Below are 22,117 nucleotides of genomic sequence, written 5' to 3' on the forward strand. Positions count from 1 at the left end.
TCCACACTGGGAACGGGAGGGGGCGCGGGAAGCCCTCTGGAGACTTCCCGCGCCGTCGGTCCGAAGCGGCTGGGGGCGACAGGGATAGGGCCGCCTCGGGTCCGATGGGGAAAGCAACCCGGCACCGCCAGGAGGGCGGCGCCGGGCTGGGTCGAACACGGGGTTCAGCCGCGCGCCTTGGCGTCCAGCGAGATGGCGACGAAGCGGATGCCCTGCTCGCCCTTCACCTGGATCAGCACCGCCTTGCGGTTCTCGGCCTTGGCGGCGGCGAGGCCGTCGCGGATGTCCTTGGCGGTGGAGACGGTCTTGTCGCCCACCTTCAGGATCACGTCGCCGGTCTTCACGCCGCGCTGGGCGGCGGCGCCGTTGGGATCGACGCCGGTCACCACCACGCCCTCGGAGCCGGCGCCCTGCACCGACTTGGCCGGGGCGAGCTGGAGGCCGAGCCGCGGCAGGTTCTTGGCCTGCGGGCCGCCGTCGTCGTCGTCCTGATTGCCGCTGCGCGCGGCGACCTTGTCGTTCGGCAGCTGGCCGAGCACCAGCTTCACGTCCATCGGCTTGGTGTCGCGGATCACCGAGAGCTGCACCTCGGCGCCGGGCTTCATCATGCCCACCTTGCGGGTGAGCTCGCGGGCCTCCTTGATGACCTCGCCGTTCACCTTGGTGATCACGTCGCCGCTCTTCAGGCCGGCCTTCGCCCCGGGGGTGTCGGGCTGGACCTGGGCCACGAGGGCGCCCTCGGCGTCCTTGATGCCGAGGCCGGAGGCGAGTTCCTCGGTCACCGGCTGGATCTGCACGCCGATATAGCCGCGGGCCACGGAGCCGCTCTCGCGCAGCTGGGCCACCACCGTCTTCACGGTCTCGGAGGGGATGGCGAAGGCGATGCCCACATTGCCGCCCGAGGGGGAGACGATGGCGGTGTTCATGCCGATCACCTCGCCGTTCAGCGAGAAGGTCGGGCCGCCCGAATTGCCCCGGTTGATGGGGGCGTCGATCTGCAGGAAGTCGTCATAGGGGCCGGCGCCGATGTCGCGGCCGCGGGCCGAGACGATGCCGGCGGTCACCGTGCCGCCGAGGCCGAACGGGTTGCCCACCGCGATCACCCAGTCGCCGATGCGCGGGGCGGTGTCGGAGAGCTTCACCCACGGCAGGTTGGAGACGCCGGAGATCTTCAGCAGGGCGACGTCGGTGCGCGGATCGGTGCCGATCACCTTGGCGACATAGTCCTTGCCGTCGGTGGCGGTCACGTCCACCTCGTCGGCGCCGTCCACCACGTGGTTGTTGGTCACCACATAGCCGTCGGCGGAGATGATGAAGCCGGAGCCCTGGCCGACCACGGCGCGGCCGCCGGGGCCGCGCGGACCGCGCGGGCCCATGCCGGGGCCGCCCGGACCCATCGGGCCCTGGCCGAAGCCGAAGCGCTTCAGGAACTGCTCGATCTGGGGCGGGACGTTGCCGCCGAAGCCGCCCTCGTCGTCGTTCATGGCGACCGCGTCGTTGCGGTCCTTCTTCACCTTCACCGAGACCACGGCGGGCGAGACCTTCTCGACGATGTCGGCGAAGGAGAAGGTGCCGGCGGGCTGGCTGGTGGTGATCTGGGCGAGGGCCGGGCTGTTGGCCGGGGGCACGAATTGGCCGGCCACGACGCCGGCGATCGCGAGCCCGAACACACCGGCAAGCAGGGCCTTCCGGTGGCGCTTGGTCACGGAAGAGGGGGTGTCGGAGCGGGTCATGTGCGTGCTGATCTCTCTTGCTGGCCTGCCGGTGCGGGCAGGTTCGAGAGCCAAGCTAGAGCGGCGACCCTTACGGCGCTCTGGCGGGGAGATTACGGTTTCGTAATGTGGCGCACGGTGGCGTGAGCAAGGGGGTGAGGGCGCGGGGCGGCGGCAACGCCGGCGGCCGGATGCCGCTTGCCCCCGCGCCTCTCCCACAGGAGCGCCATCCCCCAGGCCCGCGCCGGACCCAACCGTTCGCGCCCCCTCTCCCCTCGTGGGAGAGGGGCGCAGGACGGCGCCAGGCTTGGAAGCGCCCCTCAGTGCGCCGTCGCCTCGCTGCCGTAGCGGCGCAGGAGGTGGGCCTTGAACACCGCGGCGTCGAGCGGGCGGCCGGTGGCGCGGGCGAGCAGGTCGTCGGTCTCCAGGAGCGAGCCTTGGCCGTGCACGTTGACGCGCAGCCAGGCGAGCAGCGGGGTGAAATCGCCGCGCGCGATCGCCTCGGGGATCTCCGGCACCGCGCGGCGGGCGGCGTCGAACAATTGCGCCGCGGTCATGGCCCCGAGCGTGTAGGTGGGGAAATAGCCCCAGCCGCCGCTCGGCCAGTGGATGTCCTGGAGGCACCCCAGACTGTCGTCCGGCGGGGTGATGCCGAGCAGATCGCGCATGCCCGCATTCCAGGCGGCGGGCAGATCGGCGAGCGCCATCTCATCGCCGATGAGCGCCTTCTCCAGCCGGTAGCGCAGGATCACGTGGGCGGGATAGGTCACCTCGTCCGCATCCACCCGGATGAAGCCGCGCTCGACCTTGGTGTAGAGGCGGTAGAGGTTGTCGGCCTCCCAGGCCGGTCCGGTGCCGCCGAAGGCAGCGCGCATCAGCGGCGCGGCGAAGGCGAGGAATTCGCGCGAGCGGCAGGCCTGCATCTCCATCAGCAGCGACTGGCTCTCGTGCACGCTCATGGAGCGCGCCTGGCCCACCGGCTGGTGGATCACCGCCTGCGGGCGGCCCTGCTCGTAGAGCGCATGCCCGGTCTCGTGCATCACCCCCATGAGCGCGCGGGCGAAGTCGGCCTCGTCATAGCGGGTGGTGATGCGCACGTCGTTGTCGGCGCCGCCGCAGAACGGGTGGGTGGAGACGTCGAGCCGGCCACGATCGAAGTCGTAGCCCACCACCTTCATCATCTGAAGTCCGAGCGCGCGCTGCGCCTCCACCGGGAACGGGCCGAGGAGCGGCAGGGGCGCCGGCCGGCGCGCCTGCGCCTCCAGCACCTCCTGGGTGAAGCCGGGCAGGAATTGGGCGAGGTCGTCGAACAAAGCGTCGATGCGCGCCGCCCGCCCGCCCGGCTCGTAGTCGTTCAAGAGCGCGTCGTAGGGGGCAAGGCCGAGCTTCTCGCCCTTCACGGCGCCGATCTGGCGCTGGAGGAGAAGAACTTCGGTAAGGAGCGGGAGAAGAGACGCAAAGTCCGCGTCCGCCCGCGCCTGGCGCCAGGCCATCTCGCAGCGCGAGACGGCGCGGCTCGAGGCCTCCACGAGGTCGGCGGGAACCGCGGTCTGGACCGTCCAGAGGCGCTGGATTTCCCGAAGGTTGGCGCGCTCCCAGTCGCCCAGCCCCGCCTGCGCGCCGGCCTCGGCGAGCCAGTCGCCGACGCGCGGATCGCTCACCATGCCGTGGTGCAGAACCCGAAGCAGCGCAAGGCTTTCCGCCCGGGTCTCGGCGGCGCCCTTGGGCATCATGGTGTCGCTGTCCCACTGCAGGATGCCGATGGCGTTGGCGAGCGCCGCGGCGCGGGAAAAGTGAGCGGCGAGATCGGCATAGGCGGGCATGGCATCCTCTTGGCAGGCGGCGCGGCGCAAGCTTCGGCGCGGCCCCAACCGTAGGCGAAAAGGCGCGCGCCGCGCCAGATCCCACCGGCCGGCCTCAGCCTTTCCCGGCGTCGGTCCCCTTGCCCTCGGCGAGGAGCCGGGCGAGCCTTGCCTCCTCCTCCGGCGAGAGCCGCTCGACCTTGTCGCCCGCCCGGCGCCGCAGCGCCACGACGGCGATCAGCGCGCCGAGGCCCAGCACCAGGACCGGCGTGCCCCACAGCAGCGCGTTGCGCCAGGAAAAGCGCGGGCGCAGCAGCACGAACTCGCCGTAGCGCTGGACCATGAAGTCGAGTACCTGCCGGTCGCTGTCGCCCGCGGTCAGACGCTCGCGCACGATGAGGCGCAGGTCGCGGGCGAGCGGGGCGTCGGAATCGTCGATCGACTGGTTCTGGCACACCATGCAGCGCAGTTCCGCCGAGAGCGCGCGGGCGCGGCTCTCCAGCACCGGATCGCCGAGGATCTCGTCCGGCTGCACCGCGTTTGCGGGGGCGGCGAGAAATCCGGCCGCCAAGACGAGGGCGAGAAGGAGGATGCGGCGCATGGGCATCACTCCGCCGGAGTCGGGGCCGGCTGGGGCAGGCGGCGGGCGGAGGGCTTGGGCGCGCCCACCCTGAGCCGCCGATCGGTGAGCGAGAGCGCCCCGCCGAGCGCCATCACCACGGCGCCGAGCCAGATCAGCAGCACCCGCGGCTTGAACGAGGCGCGCACCGCGACATGCCCGTCGGCCGTCTCCTCGGCGACGCTCACATAGAGCTGGCTCGCCCCGAAGGTGCGGATGCCGGCCTCGGTGGTGCCCATCTGGCGGGCGGCGAAATGCCGGCGCGAGGCCTCGACGGTGCCTTGCGAGACCGCGCCCTCGCGGATGGAGAACACCGCCGTGCGGGCGCGGAAGTTGGGCCCGGTGCGGTTCTCCATGCGCTCCAGCGTGAGCGTGCGGGTGCCCACCTTGAGGCTGTCGCCCACCCGCAGGGAGGTGATGGTCTCGGTGCTCCAGGAGGCCTCGCAGACGATGCCGAGCAGGCAGACGCCGACGCCGAGATGGGCGATGGAGGTGCCGTAGGCCGAGCGCGGCACGCCGGTGAGGCGCCGCAGCGCCACCCGCGCGCTCACTTTGCCGAGGCCGGCGCGCTCCGCGAGGTCGGTGAGGGCGCCGAGAATGACGAACGCCGCGAGCCCCACCCCCACCGGCGCGAACACCGAGCCGCCGTCCGCCGCCGCCGCCGTGACCACCACCGCCACCACCGCGAGGCCCGCCGCCAGCATCAGGCGCTGGGCGACGCCCAGCAGATCGCCGCGCTTCCAGGCCAGCAGCGGCCCGAACGGCATGGCGAACAGGAGCGGGATCATGAGCCCGCCGAACACCAGGTTGAAGTAAGGCGGGCCGACCGTGATCTTCGCCCCGGTGAGCGCCTCCAGCGCCAGCGGGTAGAGCGTGCCCACCAGCACCGAGAAGGTGGCGGCGGTGAGGAACAGATTGTTCAGCACCAGCGCGCCTTCCCGCGACACCGGGGCGAACAGGCCGCCCTGGCGCAGCGCCGAGGCGCGCAGCGCGAACAGCGTCAGCGAGCCGGCGATGAAGAACGTGAGGATGGCGAGAATGAACACGCCGCGCGTCGGGTCGGCGGCGAAGGCGTGCACCGAGGTCAGCACGCCCGAGCGCACCAGGAAGGTGCCCACCAGGGAGAGCGAGAAGGCGAGGATGGCGAGCAGCACCGTCCACACCTTGAGCGCGTCGCGCTTCTCCATCACCACGGCCGAGTGGAGCAGCGCGGTGGCCGCGAGCCACGGCATCAGCGAGGCATTCTCCACCGGGTCCCAGAACCACCAGCCACCCCAGCCGAGCTCGTAATAGGCCCAATAGGAGCCCATGGCGATGCCGAGCGTCAGGAACACCCAGGCGGCGAGCGTCCAGGGCCGTGTCCAGCGCGCCCAGGCGGCGTCGATGCGCCCCTCGATCAGCGCCGCCACCGCGAACGAGAACGACACCGAGAGCCCCACATAGCCGAGATAGAGCAGCGGCGGATGGATGGCGAGGCCGGGGTCCTGCAGGATCGGGTTGAGGTCGCGCCCCTCGGCCGGCGGCGGCACGAGACGCAGGAACGGGTTGGAGGTGAAGATCACGAACGCGAGGAAGGCGGTGGCGATCGCGCCCTGCACCGAGAGCACCAGCGCCTTCAGCCGGTCCGGCAGATTGGAACCGAACAGCGCCACCAGCGCGCCGAAGACGCCGAGCACCAGCACCCACAGGAGCATGGAGCCCTCGTGGTTCCCCCAGGTGGAGGTGATCTTGTAGATCAGCGGCATCTGGGAATGGGAGTTCTCCACCACGTTCGCGACCGTGAAGTCGGACGACAGATAGAGCTCGACCAGCGCGCCGAAGGCGAAGGCGATGAACGCGAACAAGGCGAAGGCGATGGGTCCCGCCACGCCCATGAGCACGGCGTCGCCCTTTGCGGCGCCCCAGGCGGGCAGCGCCACCTGCAGCAGCGACAGAGCGAGGGCGAGGATGAGGGCGTATTGCCCGAGTTCGGCGGTCACGGCGTCAGCTCCCCGGCGCGCGGACAGGGGTGGGGCCGCCGGCTGCGGTGCCGGGGGCCCGATCGCCCTCCTTCCACACGCCCTGCGCCTTGAGCGCGTCCGCCACCTCGCGTGGCATGTAGCGCTCGTCGTGCTTGGCGAGCACGCTGTCGGCCTTGAAGGAGCCGTCGGGCTGGAGCGCGCCTTCGGCCACCACCCCCTGCCCTTCGCGGAACAGGTCGGGCAGAATTCCGGAATAAGAGACCTTTACCGCGGCATTGCCGTCGGTGACGGCGAAGGTGGTGAGCGTGCCGGCCTTGGCGACGCTGCCGGTCTCCACCAGCCCGCCGAGGCGCAGCCGGGTGCCCGGCACCACCTGCTGCTGCGCCACCTCGGTGGGCGTGCGGAAGAACACGATGGTGTCGTTGAGCGCCGACAGGATCAGCGCGGCGGCGAGGCCGAGCACCCCGACCCCGGCGCCGATCATGACCAGGCGACGGCCCTTGCGCGTCATCTCCTACCCTCCCCTGGCGAGGTCTTTCTCGGCCGCGTCGATGCGGCCGAGCGCCTTCTGATTGTCCTTGAAAGCCGCGCGCGCGGCATTGATCGCGCCCAGGGCCTTGTCGTTCTGTCCGAGCACGGTGAAGGCGCGGGCGAGCCGCAGCCAGCCGTCGAGGTCGTTCGGGTCCGCGGCAAGGCGCGCCTCGAGCCGGTCCACCATGCCGCGCACCATGGCGCTGCGGTCCTCGGCCGACAGGGCGGCCGCCGCCTGGAGGTCCGCGGCCGAGGGGCCGGGCGCCGGCGCAGCACCGGCGCCTGCCTCGGCCTCGGCGCGGGCGAGCGCGGCCTGCACCATGGGGATATAGGGCGCCTGCGCGGGCGCTTGCGCGATCATGCGCCGGAAGATGGCCGCGGCCTCGGCCGGGCGGCCGTCCTGTTCGGCGGCGACGGCGGTGAAGAACAAGGCGCGCGGCTCCTTGGGATCGAGCGTGAGCGCCGCCTTGAAGGCGCGCTGCGCCTCGGCGGTAACCAGGCCGTCGGCGGCCACCATCAGCGCCTCGCCGCGCGCCGAGAGGCGCTCGGCGGTGGGGCCGAGGATGCGGATCGCCTCGCCGAACGCCCGGGCGGCGTCCTCCGGGCGGCCGAGGCGCAGGTAGACCGGGGCGAGAATCTCGTAGCCATTGCCATCGTCCGGATGGGCGGCGAGGTGGTCCTCGACGCGCCGCACCAGGATCGCGACGTCGCCCCGGTCCGGCGGCGCGGCGAGGCGCTCGGCCAGCGGCGCGCCGGGCACGTCGGGCGAGCCGAGCAGGCCGTAGAGCCCGGCCGCGCCGGCCGGAATCAGCACCAGCGCCGCCACCGCCGCGGCGCGCCGGCGCCACGTGGCCACGCTGGTCGCCGCGCCCGTGCCGGTCTCGCGCACGGCGTCCGCGGCGAGCATGCGGCGGGCCACCTCGACGCGCGCGGCTTCCGCCTGCTCGGGCGGCAGCCGGCCGCTTTCCCGGTCCCGACCGATCTCGGCCAGTTGATCGCGATAGACGGCAAGGTCCGCCTCCCGCGCCCCCTTGAGCGCACGCGTGCGGCCGAGCGGCCACAGGACGGCGAGTGCCGCGGCAGCCGTCATGAGCGCGAAAGCGGTGAACAAGGAAGCGGATATCATGCCACGTAGCCGATAGACACAACGCCCTCGAAAGCAAGTGCCCTTGGGGCCTCAGCGGCGCCGGGCCGCAGCCCCGGCCGTGCCACACCGGCACGCCGGGAAGTCCTTGACACTCCCCGCATACCGCAGGACCCCATGGGAAGGGGAGTGGCGGTGAATTTCAAGGCGCAAGTGTGGCGCCGGCGGGGACCGCGACCCCACGCCGCCCTCGGTTGCCGCACCAGGGGTCGCGCCGCGCACCTCGCGCGGGGTGCGCCTTCGCGCTATATGGAAGGGTGGGGATTTCGGCCGCCGTTCGGGGCCGAGGCTGGAGCGATGGGACCCATGAGCTGGGACCCGCTAACTTGGGACCCGACAAACCGGGCCCCGGATTCTTGGACCTGACATCTTGGACCTGACGCCGTGACCGCCCCCGACCGCACCTCGCTGATGACGCGGCTGCGCAACGCCCTGCTGGACTTCGACGCGTTCCTCGACAGCGGCCTGTTCACGCTGGGCGCGGGCACGCGGCGGGCGCTGTCGGCCTACGCGGCGTTCACCGAGCGATTCAACGTCACCGGCTTCGCGCGGGTGTTCGTGGGCCTCGCCTCCGATCTGTTCACCCTGGGCGCGATCGGTGCGGTGGCCATGCTGGCGCTCGCGGTGCCGGCATTCCGCGAGACCTCGGACGACTGGCTGAAGCGCACCGAACTCGCCGTGACCTTTCTCGACCGCTACGGGAACACCATCGGCGAGCGCGGCGTGAAGCAGAACGACACCGTGCCGCTGGAGGACTTCCCCGACACCCTCATCAAGGCGACGCTGGCCACCGAGGACCGGCGCTTCTACGAGCATTGGGGCATCGACGTCTCCGGCACCATGCGCGCTTTGGTCTCCAACGCGCGGGCGGGCGGCGTGGTGCAGGGCGGCTCCTCGCTGTCCCAGCAGCTCGCCAAGAACCTGTTCCTCTCCAACGAGCGCACGCTGGACCGCAAGATCAAGGAGGCGTTCCTCGCCATCTGGCTGGAATCGCACCTCACCAAAAGCGAGATCCTGAAACTGTATCTCGACCGCGCCTATCTGGGCGGCGGCGCCTACGGGGTGGACGCCGCGGCGCGCTATTATTTCGGCAAGTCGGTGCGCGAGGTGAACCTCGCCGAGGCGGCCATGCTCGCCGGCCTGTTCAAGGCGCCCTCCAAATATGCCCCGCACATCAACCTGCCCGCCGCCCGCGCCCGCGCCTCCACGGTGCTCGACAATCTGGTGGAAGCCGGGTTCATGACCGAGGGCCAGGTGTTCGGCGCCCGCCGCAACCCGGCGACCCCGGTCGACCGGCGCGCGGAAGCGGTGCCGGACTACTACCTGGATTACGCCTTTGGCGAGGTGAAGAAGCTGGTGGAGCAGCTGCCCGCTTCGGTGGTGGAGCGCAATTTCATCGTCCGCACCGGCCTCGACCCCAACATCCAGAAGGTGGCGGACGCGGCGCTCGAGAGCTCGCTGTCCGAATTCGGGCGCGACTACAAGGTCAAGCAGGGCGGCATCGTGGTGAGCGAGCCCAACGGCACGGTGCGCGCCATGGTCGGCGGGCGCGACTATGGCGAGAGCCAGTTCAACCGCGCGACCGACGCCTTGCGCCAGCCCGGCTCCTCGTTCAAGCCGTTCGTCTATACCGTGGCGCTGATGGGCGGCATGAAGCCCTCGACCATGGTGCAGGACGCGCCGATCTGCCTCGGCAACTGGTGCCCGCAGAATTACGGACGCTCCTACAAGGGCTCGATCACGCTCGAAACGGCGCTGCAATATTCGCTGAACACCGTGGCGGTGCGCCTCGCGGAACGGTTCGGGCGCCGGAAGATCGTCGACCTCGCGCACCAGATGGGCCTGCGCACGCCATTGCCCATCAGCGCCCCGTTGCCGCTCGGCGCCGCCGAGGTGACGCTGGTGGACATGACCACCGCTTATGCGGTGTTCGCCAATGGCGGGCGCTCGGTCTATCCCCACGCGGTGGTCGAGATGCGCATCGGCAATGGCGACGTGGTCTGGCGCTTCGACCGCGACGCGCCGAAGAGCGTGCAGATCATCCCGACGCCGCAGCTCAACGACATCAACGTCATGCTGAACAACGTGGTGGAGAACGGCACGGGGCGCCGGGCGCGCCTCGCCAACGCCAAGGTCGCCGGCAAGACCGGCACCACCAACGCCTATCGCGACGCCTGGTTCATGGGCTTCACCGGCAACTATGTGTGCGGCGTGTGGTTCGGCAACGACGATTATGCCCAGATGAACAAGATGACCGGCGGCTCGCTGCCGGCCATGACCTGGCAGAAGGTGATGGCCTATGCCCACCAGGGCATCGAGATCAAGCCGATCCCCGGCGTCTCCTCGCCGATCCCGAAGATCGAGGAGCCGCCGCCGCTCGTCGACGTGCCGGGCCTCGCCAGCTCGGAGCGGCCGGTGACGCTCTCGCCGCGCGCCGCCGAGCGCCTGGTGGCGCTGGAGAAGCTGCTGAAGGAGGCCGAGCAGGTGGCGATGCCCGAGGTGGTGGCCTCTGCGGCGCGTCCCCTGCCGCCCGCAGCGCCCGCGGCGCCCGCGCCGTCCCAGAGCGCACCGTCCCAGAGCGCACCCGCGCGGACCGCCCCGGCTCAGCCCGCGCCGGCGGCGCTGCCGGTCCCGGCCCCCGGCCAGCCGCCCCAGACGCGCCCCCAGGCCACCCCGCCCCGGCCCGCCCCGACGGCGCGCCCGGCGCCCCAGCAGCCGGCGCCCAACGGGGCGCCGCGACCGCCCGCGCCCATCGGCCAGTCCCGCTCCAGCATCTATTGAGGCTGGCGGATCGCGACCTCGAGGCGGCGCCGCGCGCCGTTGCCGGCGAGGTCAGGGCGCAGACGCGGTGCGGGTCTCGCCCAAGGGGGCGGCGCCTGGCGCATCCGCCCGGTGCACGGCGCGCCGGGGCCGGCTCAGCGGTTCTGCTGGGCCTGGGCGACGTGGTCGCGCAATTCCTGAAGCGAGGCGAAGCGCACCACGCCGTCGGGCAGCTCCGCCTGGATCGAGCCGTCGGAATAGAGCGTGTAGGCCATGCCGCCGACAATGCCGGACTTCAGGATGCGCGGCTCGTCCGGGCTTTCGGCGCGGCGAGCCCCTGCGGCCGGCGGCAGGGTGGAGGGCGGCCGCACCGCGGACGAGCCCTTGGACACGTTGCTTTCATAGCGCGAGCGCGGACCGAGCCGGGCATCGGCACGCGGCTCCGGACGCGACTCGACCCGCGGCTCCGCGCGGGCCTCGCTGCGCGCCTCCGGCTCGGCACGGCGCTCCAGGCGCTGGCGCCGGGCCTCCACCATGGGGTCCGGGGCGCGCTCGTCGGCGCTGCGCTCGTCGGAAGCGGGGCGCTCCTCCACCCGTCCGGGACGGGGCGGCGGCACCGGCCGCGTACGCGGCGGCGGCGAAAATTCCGTCTCTTCCTGCGCTTCTTCCGCGCCGGTCTCCAGAAGTTCGTCCGCGGCGAGCCGGGGCGCGCCGCCGGCCCGGGCGCGCGGCGCGGGAACAACGGCGGGGGCGGCCGGCTCGGCCGCCGGGACGCGGTCCCCGGCCTCAAGCCCGCTCAAGCCCGCCTCGATCCGGTCCGACAGACGCTCCAGCTGGCGCAGGACCAGGCCCATGGCGGTGATGACGAAGCCGCCGGAGGCCGCCACCGCGCCGGTGGTGATGAGCGTGTTGCCGATGCTCGAGACGAAGATGGACACCCCAAGGCCAATCACCGCGAGGCCGGCGAGGGCGATCAGCACCCCCAATAGCACCAGGAACCACCACATCTCGTTACTCCACTACGCCTCGCCGGACCGGCGACTATGAAGCCACAAGGCCCCCCGCCCGAACACGCCTGAATTTCGACGGCACCACGGTTGTTTGAAGGCGGCCCCAGCCCTATCTAGGTCGCAGCTCGGACGTTCCCGATGCTTCCGGCCTCGACCGGCTGCACGGCGCGGGGCCGGGCCTTGTGCCGGATCGATTGCGGAGATCATTCATGTCCTTCACGCTGCCCGACCTGCCTTACTCCTACGATGCCCTCGCCCCGTACATGTCGCGGGAAACGCTCGAATATCACCACGACAAGCACCACCTCGCCTATGTCAATAATGGCAACAATCTCCTAAAGGGAACTGAATTTGAAGGAAAAACCCTTGAGGAGGTGGTGAAGGGGTCGTTCGGCAAGAACGCGCCGCTGTTCAACAATGCCGCCCAGCACTACAATCACGTGCTGTTCTGGCAGTGGATGAAGCCCAACGGCGGCGGCGCCGTCCCCGGCGAGCTCGAGAAGAAGATCGTCGCGGACTTCGGCTCGATGGACAAGTTCAAGGAGGACTTCGTCGCCGCCGGCATCGGACAATTCGGCTCCGGCTGGGCCTGGCTCGCGCTTGTGGACGGCAAGCTCGCGATCACCAAGACGCCCAACGGCGAGAACCCGCTGGTGCACGGCGGCACGCCTCTGCTCGGCGTCGATGTGTGGGAGCACTCCTACTACATCGATTATCGCAACCGCCGCCCGGACTACCTGAAGGCGTTCGTTGACCATCTCGTCAACTGGGAATATGTCGCCGAGCTTTACGCCAAGGCTTCCTGACGGTCGGGAAGGTCAGTCCCGTTTCCGCAACTTGCGGAAACGGGACACCCCATGCCGCTGATCTGCCATGATTTTCCTGGATGCATGCCGGCCTGCCGCCGGTTGGAATTCCCACTGCATGTATGTTTTGCAGTGCATCGCATAATTTTGTTGCAGTTTTTCCTCCGGCGATCTTAGCTGCTGCGCCTTCACGTTTCCGCGAGGTCCCTCCTCGGGCCGTCGAAGGCGCCGCCCGCCTCCGAGGTCGTCCCGCATCATGCCGTCTTCCGCCTGGAAACTCCCGCGCCGGCTCACCGCCGACCCGGCCGACGCGATCGCGGTCGCGCTGCTGTGCGCGCTCGCCATACTGAGCGGCCTGACGTTCTCGGACTATGGCCTCGGATGGGACGACTTCACCCACTCCGAATATGGCGAGCTTCTGCTGCGCTATTACCGGTCGCATTTCAGCGACCGGACGGCGTTCTCGTTCGTCAACCTGTTCTATTACGGCGGCGGCTTCGACCTGATCGCGGCGATCCTCGCCAAGGTGCTGCCGCTGGAGCTGTTCGACGTGCGCCGCCTGCTGGGCGCGGCGATCGGCCTCGTCGGCTTCTTCCTCGTCTGGCGCACCGGTCGCCGCCTCGCCGGCCCGGTGGGCGGGCTCGCCGCGCTGAGCCTGCTCGCCATCTGCCCGCTTTATTACGGGCAGATGTTCATGAACGCGAAGGACGCGCCGTTCGCGGTGGCCATGCTCGGCGTCACCTATGCGCTGGTGCGGGCGTTCGACGAGTATCCGCGCCCGACGCCGCGGACCGTCGCCCTGTTCGGCGCCTGTCTCGGCTTCGCCATCGGCGCGCGCGTGCTGGGCCTGCTGGCGGGCGCCAATCTCGTGCTCGCTTTGGGCGTGCTGCTCGTCCTCGAGGCCCGGACGCGGGGCTTCGGCTCTGCCGCGCAGCGCGGCGCCGGGTTCGTCGCCTTGCTGGCCCTGGGCCTGCCGCTTGGTTACTTCATGCTCGCGGTGGTCTGGCCGTGGGCCGTGGTCGAGCCCTCCAACCCCTTGGTGGCGCTGAAATACTATTCCCATTTCTGGGAAGTGCCCTGGCGCGAGATGTTCGAGGGCCAAGCCATTTCGGTGCCAGACATGCCGCGCCGCTACGTGCCCACCCTGTTCGCGCTGCAGATGCCGGAGATGTTCCTCGGGCTGTGCCTGCTCGGTGCCGGCTGGGCCGCGTTGCGCGTCGTGCGCGGTTCGGAGACGCCGCAGGCCCGGGCGCGCTACGTGCTGCTGCTGTCGGCGGTGCTGGTGCCGATCGCGCTGGTGATGGCGACCCGTCCCGCCATGTACAACGGCATCCGCCACTTCGTCTTCGTCACCCCCGCCATGGCGCTGCTCGGCGGCGTGGCGGTCGCCGGCCTGTGGAACCTCCTGGCCCGGGCGCCGGCTCCCGCGCGGGCCGCGGCGGCGGCCGCCTTCGCGCTTGGCCTCGGCGCGCCGGCGGCCACGTTCCGCGACATCCACCCTTATGAATATACCTACTACAACAATCTGGTGGGCGGCGTGCGGGGCGCCGACGACAAGTTCATGATCGACTATTGGGGCCTCGCCTTCAAACAGGCCGCCGAGGAGCTCGACAAATACGTGGAGACCCACCGCGCGTTGCTGCCCCAGGGCCGCAAGCTGAGGGTCGCGGTGTGCGGTCCCCTGCTCGCCGCCAAGGCGGAGTTCGGCCCCCAGTTCGAGCTCACCTATGACAGCAAGAATGCCGATCTCGCTCTGGTGCAGGGCGAGTTCCACTGCGCCGACGTGAAGGCGCCGGTGATCGTCGAGGTGGCGCGCGAAGGCGTCGTCTATGCGCGCGTCTATGACGTGCGGGGCCGCCAGCTCCAGAGCATCGTCGCCGGCCCCTAAGGCGCGGCGGCGAGCGCCGGGACCTCTCCATGGCGATGGGATGAGGCAGCCTGAAGTCCGGATCGCTGAGGAAGATGCTGGCGCGCCGGGTCAGGGTGCCGCGCGCGAAGTCCGGCGCCAGGCGATGCACCATGAGCATGGCGTCGGGCGAATTGGCCCGGGCGCCGAAACCGTTGTCCGACACAGCGAGGAAGGCGCCGTCGCTGTCCGGCACCAGCCCCGACACGCCCTGCACCGGCTGGCCCGCGAACGGCGTGGCAAGGCTGCCGACCGCGTGACCGGGAACGGCGGACAGCATGATGGGTGCCGGGCGCACACCGATCCCCTCGGTGCGCCGCCGCTCGGGATTGAGGAATTTTCCGCGCGTTTTGAGCGCGTCCGGCGCATCCGCCGGCGCCGCGACGAAGCGCACGGCCGGCAGGATGGCGCGGCCCAGCAGCCGGCTCGCCAGCTCCGGCTCGGCGCGCGCGTCCCGCCCTGGCGGCTCGACCTGCCGCGCGCGAACGGCGGCGCCCGGCGCCAGCAGGGCCGCGGCGAGGCACAGCACGGCGAGACGGGATGGCACGGGCATGGGCTGTTCGGGTGTTGCCACCGCCGCTGTCTTCCCCTTGGCGCTGCCCCCGGCCCGCTCCGCCGGGCGCACCACGCCGGGGCGCGCTAGATCCAGCGCAGGCGCTTGAAGGCCCAGAACATCAGCGCGCCGATGGCCAGCAGGATGATGCTGACGATCCAGAAGCCCTCGCCGTTGTCGGAGCCGGGAATGCCGCCGACATTCATGCCGAACATGCCCGAGATCAGTGTCAGCGGCGCGAACACCACGGTCACCACGGCGAGCACCAGCATCGACTGGTTCATCTGCTCCGCCCGTCGGTCCACCATCTGATCGCGGATCACGGCGGCGCGCTCGCGCACGCTGTCCAGCTCCTCGGTGAAGCGCGTGACGCGGTCGGCGGCATCGCGCAGGCGGTTGCGGTCCTTGGGGCCGAGCCAGGCGTCGTCCTCGAGCGAGAAGTGGTTGAGCGCCTCGCGCTGCGGCGCGATGTGGCGGCGCAGCTTGATGGCCACCCGCCGCATCACCGCGAGCCGCGGCAGCAGATCGGACACCTGGGCGCCTTCGACCTGGTCCTCCAGATCGTCGGCGTCGTCGGTGAGCGCGGTGACCACGGCATCGAGGCGCTCCACCAGACGGGTGGCAAGTTCCGCCACGAACTCGCCCTGGGTGCGCGGGCACCGGCCGCGGGTGAGCGCATCCTCGAAGTCCTCCACCGCCGAGAGCGGCTCGTGCTGGACCGAGACGATGCGATTCTTGTCGACCCAAAGATGGACGGTGACCACGTCTTCCGGCAGCGCGTTGCGGTAGAGGTTGACGCCGCGCAGCGACAGGAGCGCCCCCTCCGCGAACACCGCGCAGCGGGGCCGGGCCTGGTCTTCGAGCAGGCTCTCGACCACCGAGGGATCAAGACCGCTCGCCTGCCGGAGCCACTCCTCCTTCAGGCGGTCCATGCGGCGGAAGTGGAGCCAGACGAACCCCTCCGCGGGCTGGGGCGCCATCGCCTCCTCCCACGAGAGGCGGCGGCCGGCGCCCTTGCCGTCCAGGGACCAGATGGAAATCAGCGCCTGCGTGTCGATCTTGTCCATGCCTGCCAGCCGCCCGTCCCGCCCGCACGGGGCTCCCCGCTCTTCCCGCCTTCCTCGCACGATTGCGCGACACCCGGAAGATGGCGCCGCGAGACCTCAACCGAGGGCCTGGAGGATGCGCACCCAACTGCGGGTGCCCTTGTGGAACGAGGTCACGTCGTATTTTTCGTTGGGCGAGTGGATGCGGTCGTCGTCGAGCGCGAAACCGATCAGCAGCGTGTCGATGCCGAGATGGCTCTTGAACTGGCCGACGATGGGGATGGAGCCGCCCGAGCCCACCATCACCGGCGCCACGCCCCACTCCGCCTCGAGCGCCCGCGCCGCATGGGCGAGGTCCGGGCTCGCCGGGTCCACGAGGAAGGCGCGGCTGCCGCCATGGCCGGTGAAGCTGGCGCCGCAGTCGGCGGGCAGGCGGGCGCGCACGAACCCCTCGAAGGCGGCGGCGATCTTGGCGGGGTCCTGGTCCGCCACCAAGCGGAAGGAGATCTTGGCGGTGGCCTTGGCCGGGATGATGGTCTTGGTCCCCTCCCCCGTATAGCCGCCGAAGATGCCGTTCACCTCCATGGTGGGGCGGGACTGGATCTGCTCGATCAGCATCCGGTCGCGCTCGCCCGCCGGCACCGAGAGGCCCACCGGCTTCAGGAAGTCCTCCGGCCCGAGCGCGAGGCGCGCCCAGGCGTCGCGCACCGGGTCGGGCATCTCCCGCACCTCGTCGTAGAAGCCGGGAATGGTGATGCGCCCATCCGCGTCGCGCGCCGCGGCGAGGATGTCCGCGAGCACGTGGATGGGGTTGCGCGCCGCCCCGCCATAGAGCCCCGAATGCAGGTCCCGCGAGGCGCCGGTGATGGTCACCTCCACCGGAAGGATGCCGCGCAGCGAAGTGGTGATGGAAGGCGTGGTCGGGTTCCACATGCCGGTGTCGCAGACCAGAGCGAGGTCCGCCTTGAGCCGTCCGGCCTCGGCGGCGAAGAAGGCCGGAAGGCTCGGCGAGCCGCACTCCTCCTCGCCTTCCAGGAAGACGGTGATGTCCACCGGCGGGGCGCCGCCGGCGGCCCGGAACGCGCGCAGCGCCTCCAGGAATGTGAGCACCTGGCCCTTGTCGTCGCTCGCCCCGCGCCCGACGATGGTGCGCCGGCCGTCCGCGCCGGCGCCGAAGCGCGGTGCGAACGGCGGCGTCTCCCACAGATCGAGCGGGTCGACCGGCTGCACGTCGTAATGGCCGTAGAACAGCACCCGGCGCCGGGCGCCGGTGTCGGTGCGCGCCACCACCACCGGATGGCCGGTGGTGGGGATGACGGTGGCGGCAAGGCCGAGGTCGTCCAGCGTCGCGGCGGCCCAAGATGCGGCCTCGCGGCACCGCTCCCGATAGGCCGGATCAGTGGAGATGGAGGGGATGCGCAGAAACTCGAACAGGCGCCCCAGCGCCGCATCGAGCCCCGCATCGGCGGCCGCGAGCGCCTTGCGCCCCAGGGTCTCCCCAGTCAACCCACCGTCAATCTGCGCGCCGCTCGCCGTCATGTCCGCCTCCTCGCACCGCCGGCCCCGCACCGCCGGCGCCCGCGCGGATGCTGGCCGCGAAGGACGCGCCTTGCAAGCGCGCCCCGCGGGCTCCGGCGATGCTTTTCAGGCTTGGATGCGCGCCCGCATGCGCGCTGCCGGTGACGGCACAGCGCGCGGCGCTGTCGCTGCTGGAGGAAGCGGCGAAGTGCAAGGACCTCGCGCACAGGGACCGCGCGCGCAAGAACCCAGCGCGCAAGAACCCAACACGCAAGAACCCAGCCCTCAAAGCCTCAGGGTGCGAACCGACGAGACACGAAGCGGCGAGGCGAGAGGGAGATGAGGCGCGAGGCGGCTGGCGGGTGCGCCGGCCGCTCGCGCGCCTCAGCCCGCCTCTGCGAGGCCGACCATCTCGGGCTTGGGGACCGATAAGGATGGCCGTGCGGCGCGGCGGGCGCGCTGGAGCACCGAGCCGATGCGACGGTAGAGCAGGCGCGCCTGAAGCGGCGTGCCGAGCCCGGCATCGTAGCCGCCGCGTCCGGCCGCCCGCGCGATCATGGGGGCGAGGCCATCCACCACCAGGATGGCGGGCACGGCGCCGCCGTCACGGAAGGGATTTTCGGGAACCTGGTCGAGATCGTCGATCTGCATCACGAGCACGTCGACCATGCCGGCGCCCATGGGCGGCTGGACATCCTCGAAACGCGCCGCCTCGACGACCGCCCCCACCCCGAAGGCCGTCAAAGCTTGCCGGGTCGCCTGGCGGCGTTCGGCATCAGAATCCACGAGCAGAATGCGGGCGGTTGGTAACACCTTCATGGGGCGCTCCAATATGGATGCGCGTCCGGTCCGCAACTAAAGCCAGACACGCGGCGTTGAGCAGCTCCGGCCGACACGACCCCGCAATCGCATCGACTCGCATTAGAAAATAGCGGCACCGGGAAACCGAAGCAACCATCCTCGCAAGGGCCGGCCAAAGTTCCGCGCGCCGCGCCGCCATGCTCCGGCGCTGGGCTGCACGGCCGGCCGCCCTCAGCGGCTGATATTGCCGAGGATGCCGCGCAGGATGGCGCGGCCGAGCCGGGTGCCCACTTGGCTGGCCACCGAGCGCGCCACCTGCCGCACCACCACCTCGGTGGTGGTCATCCGGGTGGACGTGCGGCCCTTCGGAGCACCGGCGCCGCCGGGCGCCGGCGTCCCCGTGCCGAGCACGCTGTCGAGGATGCCGCCCAGCAGCCCGCCGCCGCCGGCCGCGGCCTCGGCCGGCGGCTGGCTCTTCTGCTCGGCCCGCTGCTGAAGCTTCTCGAACGCGCTCTCCCGGTCCACCGTCTGGTCGTAGACGTGGCCCACCGGACTCTTCGCCATGATGACGGCGCGCTCCTCAGGGGTGATGGGCCCGACGCGGGCCGACGGCGGGCGGATCAGCGTGCGCTGCACCATGGAGGGGATGCCGTTGCCCTCCAGCATCGATACCAGCGCCTCGCCCTTGCCGAGCTCCATGATGACCTTGGCGGTGTCGAGGCCGGGATTGGGGCGGAAGGTCTCGGCCGCCGCCCGCACCGCCTTCTGGTCGCGCGGCGTGAAGGCGCGCAGCGCGTGCTGCACCCGGTTGCCGAGCTGGGCCAGCACACTCTCAGGCACGTCGAGCGGGTTCTGGGTGACGAAATAGACCCCGACGCCCTTGGAGCGGATCAGGCGCACCACCTGCTCGATGCGCTCCAGCAGCACCTTCGGCGCCTCGTCGAACAAAAGGTGCGCCTCGTCGAAGAAGAAGACCAGCTTGGGCTTGTCCGGGTCGCCGACCTCGGGCAGCTGCTCGAACAGCTCGGACAGCAGCCACAGCAGGAAGCAGGCGTAGAGGCGCGGCGCGCCCATGAGCTTGTCGGCGGCGAGGATGGAGATGGTGCCGTAGCCCGAACGGTCCACCCGCATGAGGTCGGCGATGTTGAGCGCCGGCTCGCCGAAGAACTTGTCCGCCCCCTGATTCTCCAGCACCAGGAGCTGGCGTTGGATGGCGCCCACGGTCTGCGTCGCCACGTTGCCGTACTGGGTGCCGATGGAGGCGGCGTTCTCCGCCACATAAGCGAGCAGCGCCCGCAGGTCCTTGAGGTCGAGCAGCAGCAGGCCCTGCTCGTCGGCGACCCGGAAGGCGATGTTGAGCACGCCCTCCTGGGTGTCGTTGAGCCCCATGAGGCGGGCGAGCAGCAGCGGCCCCATCTCCGAGATGGTGGCGCGCACCGGGTGGCCCTGGGTGCCGAACACGTCCCAGAAGATCACCGGGAAGCTGTCCGGCTGGTAGTCGATGCCGACCTCCTTGGCGCGCTCCAGCAGGAAGTCCTTGGGGGTCCCCGGCTCGGCGATGCCGGACAGGTCGCCCTTGATGTCGGCGGCGAACACCGGGACGCCGGCGCGGGCGAAGCCCTCCGCCAGCACCTGGAGCGTCACCGTCTTGCCGGTGCCCGTGGCGCCGGTGACGAGGCCGTGCCGGTTGGCGAGGCGCAGCGTGAGGAACTCGTCCTTGGCGCGCTGCGCCTTGCCGGTGCCGACGAAGCTGCGGCCCACATAGATCGTGCCCGCCCCGTCGGGCGCCTTCGGGTCGAGGGGGGCGGTGTCCGGTTTCGCGGCGCCGGAGGCGGTCATGGCGTGTCCTCGCGCAGGTCGGGCGGAAGAAGGATCAGGGCCTGTTTTCGCCCGTTTCGCCGCGCCGGGGCAAGCACATTGGCGCGCGGCGGCGGCCCGGTCGGCGCGCTTTGCCTTGCGGGAACGTCGCGCGGCCTTCAAATTCGCGGTCTATCTCTGCCGCGGTGCGGCGCCGGGGAGATCCTATGGACGAATTGCTGTCTCGGCTGGAGGAGCGCGTGGGCATCGAGCCCGACGCCGGGCGAAAGGTGGTCACCATCGTGGTCCAGTTCCTCGGCCGGGAGGCTCCCGCCGAGGCCATGGCGCCGCTGCTGGCGCGCCATCCCTGGATCGCCGACCTGGTGGCGCAGACCCCCGAGCCGGCCGCGCTGGCTTCGGCGAATCGCCATTTCGGGGGCATGGCGCGCCTCATGGAGGTGGCGAACCGGATGATGGCCCACGGCCTCACCATGGGCGAGGTGCAGGGCGCGGTGCGCGAGATCGTCGCCTATGCCCGCGAGACCGCCGGCGCCGAAAGTGTGGACGGCGTGGTCGCAGCCATTCCCGGACTGCGGCCGCTGGTTTGACTTTCGCGGAGGTTGTGGCCTCATCATCCCGGCTCGGCTCGAGCCACGCCATTCAGGGGGGAATCATGTCCTATCCCATCATCGACATTGAGGGCATCGGCCCGGTCATGGCCGAGAAGCTGAAGACGGCGGGCATCACCAATACCGGCGCCCTGCTCGACGCCGCGAAGGCGCCGAAGGACCGCAAGGCTTTGGCGGAGAAGGCCGGCATCGACGAGAAGCAGGTCCTGAAATGGGCCAACATGGCCGACCTCATGCGCATCAAGGGCGTGGCTGAGGAATATTCCGAGCTTCTCGAGGCCGCGGGCGTCGACACCGTCAAGGAATTGAAGACCCGCAACGCCGCCCACCTCACCAAGGCGATGGCCGAGGTGAACGAGAAGAAGAAGCTGGTGCGCCTGCTGCCGGCCGAGAGCATGGTGGAGAAGTGGATCGCCCAGGCCAAGGAGCTGCCGCCGATCCTCACCTACTGACGCGGCCGTGCGCCGGCCGGGCAGGTCTCGGCCGGGTGCGGTATAGGCCGGATGCCGGTATCGGCATCCCCGCATGCGTTCCGAGCCCGACGGACGTGAGGCTCTCGGGCCTAGCCATCTTCGTGCCCCCGCGCCATCCGTGGGCTGGCGTTCGGGCCCTGGCGAATTCGGGCTTTGCTGCCTCCGGGCGCTGGCGTTCGGGCTCCGGCGCTCGGGCTCCGGCGCATTCTCGCCTTGGCGTGTTCGCAGCTGGGCGCGGCGCGGCCGGGCACGTCACGGCCGGGATTTGTTCGGCCGCGCGCCGCCTCGATCGTTCGGCCGCTTCGGCCAGGTACCGGCGCCGCCGCGTCCGTCCGCGGTCGGGTCGCGTTCCCGTCGGGTGCCAGGCTGGTGGCGGGCGTTTCGGCTGCGTTCCCTGGGGCAGGATTTCGACGGCGCGGCGCGGGCCGCCTGGCCCGCATGGCCCGGCCTCCCGCCTGCGCCGGCCCTGGCTTCGCACCCGCCCGCCCTTGAAAAGCGCCGGTGCTGCCCGTATGAGAAGCGGCGCGCCGCGGTAGCTCAGCTGGTAGAGCAACGCATTCGTAATGCGTGGGTCGGGGGTTCGAATCCCTTCCGCGGCACCATAAAATCAAAGACTTAGCTAAGTTCCTCGCCCGCTTCGAGCCTTCAAGTAAGCACAAAGTCAGCTCACCACGGCAGGCGGGAACACCCACATTCGGAACGTCACCTTGACGAGGCTGTTGCCGGCGCCCGCGTAGCTCAGGCTTGCCGGTTCCATCTGCACCGTACGCTCGGTGAAGGTCGATCCGTCGAGGCAGACCATCATGCGGAAGCGGCCGGCGCCGTCGCCGAGGTCGCTCTCAACGAAGGTCTTGAACGCCGCCATGGCGTCGGGCTTCAGCAGTCGCCCCCACTCCAGCGATGGCAGCACCCAGGGGCGACGGCGCACCCGCACGTTTCCAGCCTCCATCTCGGTGACGAGGTGGGTGTTGCCGATGGGGGTGTTTTTCCACAGGTCGTCAAACGGCTCATAGGGCACAGCGCCCGGCCAAGTCGGCAAGCTCATTTCC

Annotated in this window: 17 protein-coding genes, 1 tRNA gene and 1 pseudogene; 6 read left to right on the forward strand and 13 right to left on the reverse strand. The window is 70.8% G+C overall.

Annotated elements, in window-relative coordinates:
* Nucleotides 1-164: 164 nt before the first annotated feature.
* From ABLE88_RS06260 to ccmI, 6 genes are all read right to left on the reverse strand, one after another.
* Nucleotides 165-1,733 carry a Do family serine endopeptidase gene (locus tag ABLE88_RS06260; protein WP_348830579.1) on the reverse strand — a complete coding sequence of 523 codons (1,569 nt, stop codon included), beginning with the start codon at nucleotides 1,731-1,733 and terminating at the stop codon, nucleotides 165-167.
* A 299-nt stretch (nucleotides 1,734-2,032) separates the two neighbouring features.
* On the reverse strand, nucleotides 2,033-3,535 hold the full coding sequence (locus ABLE88_RS06265) for a carboxypeptidase M32 (RefSeq protein ID WP_348830580.1): 1,503 nt from the start codon (nucleotides 3,533-3,535) through the stop codon (nucleotides 2,033-2,035).
* A 94-nt stretch (nucleotides 3,536-3,629) separates the two neighbouring features.
* Nucleotides 3,630-4,115, reverse strand: a complete 486-nt coding sequence (locus ABLE88_RS06270) for a cytochrome c-type biogenesis protein (RefSeq protein ID WP_348830581.1) — start codon at nucleotides 4,113-4,115, stop codon at nucleotides 3,630-3,632.
* 5 nt (nucleotides 4,116-4,120) lie between these two features.
* Entirely contained in the window at nucleotides 4,121-6,112 is a 1,992-nt protein-coding gene (locus tag ABLE88_RS06275) for a heme lyase CcmF/NrfE family subunit (protein WP_348830582.1), read from the reverse strand.
* Between the two features lie 4 nt (nucleotides 6,113-6,116).
* Nucleotides 6,117-6,605: a cytochrome c maturation protein CcmE gene (gene ccmE / locus ABLE88_RS06280; RefSeq protein WP_348830583.1), complete on the reverse strand. Its 489-nt coding sequence runs from the start codon at nucleotides 6,603-6,605 to the stop codon at nucleotides 6,117-6,119.
* A 3-nt stretch (nucleotides 6,606-6,608) separates the two neighbouring features.
* Entirely contained in the window at nucleotides 6,609-7,736 is a 1,128-nt protein-coding gene (gene ccmI, locus ABLE88_RS06285) for a c-type cytochrome biogenesis protein CcmI (RefSeq protein ID WP_348830584.1), read from the reverse strand.
* Nucleotides 7,737-8,180: 444 nt separating this feature from the next.
* Between ccmI and ABLE88_RS06290 the strand changes: the two genes are divergently transcribed.
* Entirely contained in the window at nucleotides 8,181-10,550 is a 2,370-nt protein-coding gene (locus ABLE88_RS06290; RefSeq protein WP_348831099.1) for a transglycosylase domain-containing protein, read from the forward strand.
* Nucleotides 10,551-10,684: 134 nt separating this feature from the next.
* Here ABLE88_RS06290 and ABLE88_RS06295 read toward each other — a convergent pair whose 3' ends face one another.
* The gene (locus ABLE88_RS06295) at nucleotides 10,685-11,536 is read right to left on the reverse strand and encodes a flagellar biosynthesis protein FlhF (RefSeq protein ID WP_348830585.1); all 852 of its coding nucleotides are present in this window, start codon (nucleotides 11,534-11,536) and stop codon (nucleotides 10,685-10,687) included.
* A gap of 212 nt (nucleotides 11,537-11,748) precedes the next feature.
* On the opposite strand from ABLE88_RS06295, the gene ABLE88_RS06300 reads away from it, so the two are divergent.
* Nucleotides 11,749-12,345 carry a superoxide dismutase gene (locus tag ABLE88_RS06300; protein ID WP_348830586.1) on the forward strand — a complete coding sequence of 199 codons (597 nt, stop codon included), beginning with the start codon at nucleotides 11,749-11,751 and terminating at the stop codon, nucleotides 12,343-12,345.
* A 256-nt stretch (nucleotides 12,346-12,601) separates the two neighbouring features.
* Nucleotides 12,602-14,233, forward strand: coding sequence for a glycosyltransferase family 39 protein (locus ABLE88_RS06305; protein ID WP_348830587.1), 1,632 nt, complete (start codon nucleotides 12,602-12,604; stop codon nucleotides 14,231-14,233).
* Nucleotides 14,234-14,348: 115 nt separating this feature from the next.
* On the opposite strand, the pseudogene ABLE88_RS23805 reads toward ABLE88_RS06305, so the two are convergent.
* The 5 genes and pseudogenes from ABLE88_RS23805 to ABLE88_RS06330 form a co-directional block, all read right to left on the reverse strand.
* Nucleotides 14,349-14,804, reverse strand: a pseudogene (locus tag ABLE88_RS23805) (esterase-like activity of phytase family protein); the annotation flags it as partial.
* A gap of 86 nt (nucleotides 14,805-14,890) precedes the next feature.
* Complete coding sequence (locus tag ABLE88_RS06315) at nucleotides 14,891-15,871, reverse strand: zinc transporter ZntB (protein WP_348830589.1); 981 nt, start codon at nucleotides 15,869-15,871, stop codon at nucleotides 14,891-14,893.
* Nucleotides 15,872-15,967: 96 nt separating this feature from the next.
* A complete protein-coding gene (locus ABLE88_RS06320; RefSeq protein ID WP_348830590.1) occupies nucleotides 15,968-17,389 on the reverse strand; it encodes a M20/M25/M40 family metallo-hydrolase in 1,422 nt (473 codons plus the stop codon).
* Nucleotides 17,390-17,752: 363 nt separating this feature from the next.
* Nucleotides 17,753-18,187 (reverse strand): ANTAR domain-containing protein, encoded by a 435-nt coding sequence (locus ABLE88_RS06325; protein ID WP_348830591.1) that lies wholly within the window; start codon nucleotides 18,185-18,187, stop codon nucleotides 17,753-17,755.
* Between the two features lie 213 nt (nucleotides 18,188-18,400).
* Entirely contained in the window at nucleotides 18,401-20,008 is a 1,608-nt protein-coding gene (locus tag ABLE88_RS06330) for a helicase HerA-like domain-containing protein (RefSeq protein ID WP_348830592.1), read from the reverse strand.
* 185 nt (nucleotides 20,009-20,193) lie between these two features.
* Here ABLE88_RS06330 and ABLE88_RS06335 point away from each other — a divergent pair, with 185 nt between their 5' ends.
* The 3 genes from ABLE88_RS06335 to ABLE88_RS06345 all read left to right on the forward strand — a co-directional run bounded on the left by ABLE88_RS06335 (nucleotide 20,194) and on the right by ABLE88_RS06345 (nucleotide 21,670).
* The gene (locus tag ABLE88_RS06335; RefSeq protein ID WP_348830593.1) at nucleotides 20,194-20,574 is read left to right on the forward strand and encodes a DUF2267 domain-containing protein; all 381 of its coding nucleotides are present in this window, start codon (nucleotides 20,194-20,196) and stop codon (nucleotides 20,572-20,574) included.
* 65 nt (nucleotides 20,575-20,639) lie between these two features.
* The gene (locus tag ABLE88_RS06340; protein ID WP_348830594.1) at nucleotides 20,640-21,047 is read left to right on the forward strand and encodes a DUF4332 domain-containing protein; all 408 of its coding nucleotides are present in this window, start codon (nucleotides 20,640-20,642) and stop codon (nucleotides 21,045-21,047) included.
* Between the two features lie 547 nt (nucleotides 21,048-21,594).
* Nucleotides 21,595-21,670: transfer RNA gene (locus tag ABLE88_RS06345), tRNA-Thr, on the forward strand.
* 59 nt (nucleotides 21,671-21,729) lie between these two features.
* Here the strand turns inward: ABLE88_RS06345 and ABLE88_RS06350 are convergent.
* Nucleotides 21,730-22,113 carry a hypothetical protein gene (locus ABLE88_RS06350; protein WP_348830595.1) on the reverse strand — a complete coding sequence of 128 codons (384 nt, stop codon included), beginning with the start codon at nucleotides 22,111-22,113 and terminating at the stop codon, nucleotides 21,730-21,732.
* Nucleotides 22,114-22,117: the final 4 nt, after the last annotated feature.

Source organism: Xanthobacter luteus, assembly GCF_040049235.1.
GTDB lineage: Bacteria > Pseudomonadota > Alphaproteobacteria > Rhizobiales > Xanthobacteraceae > Xanthobacter.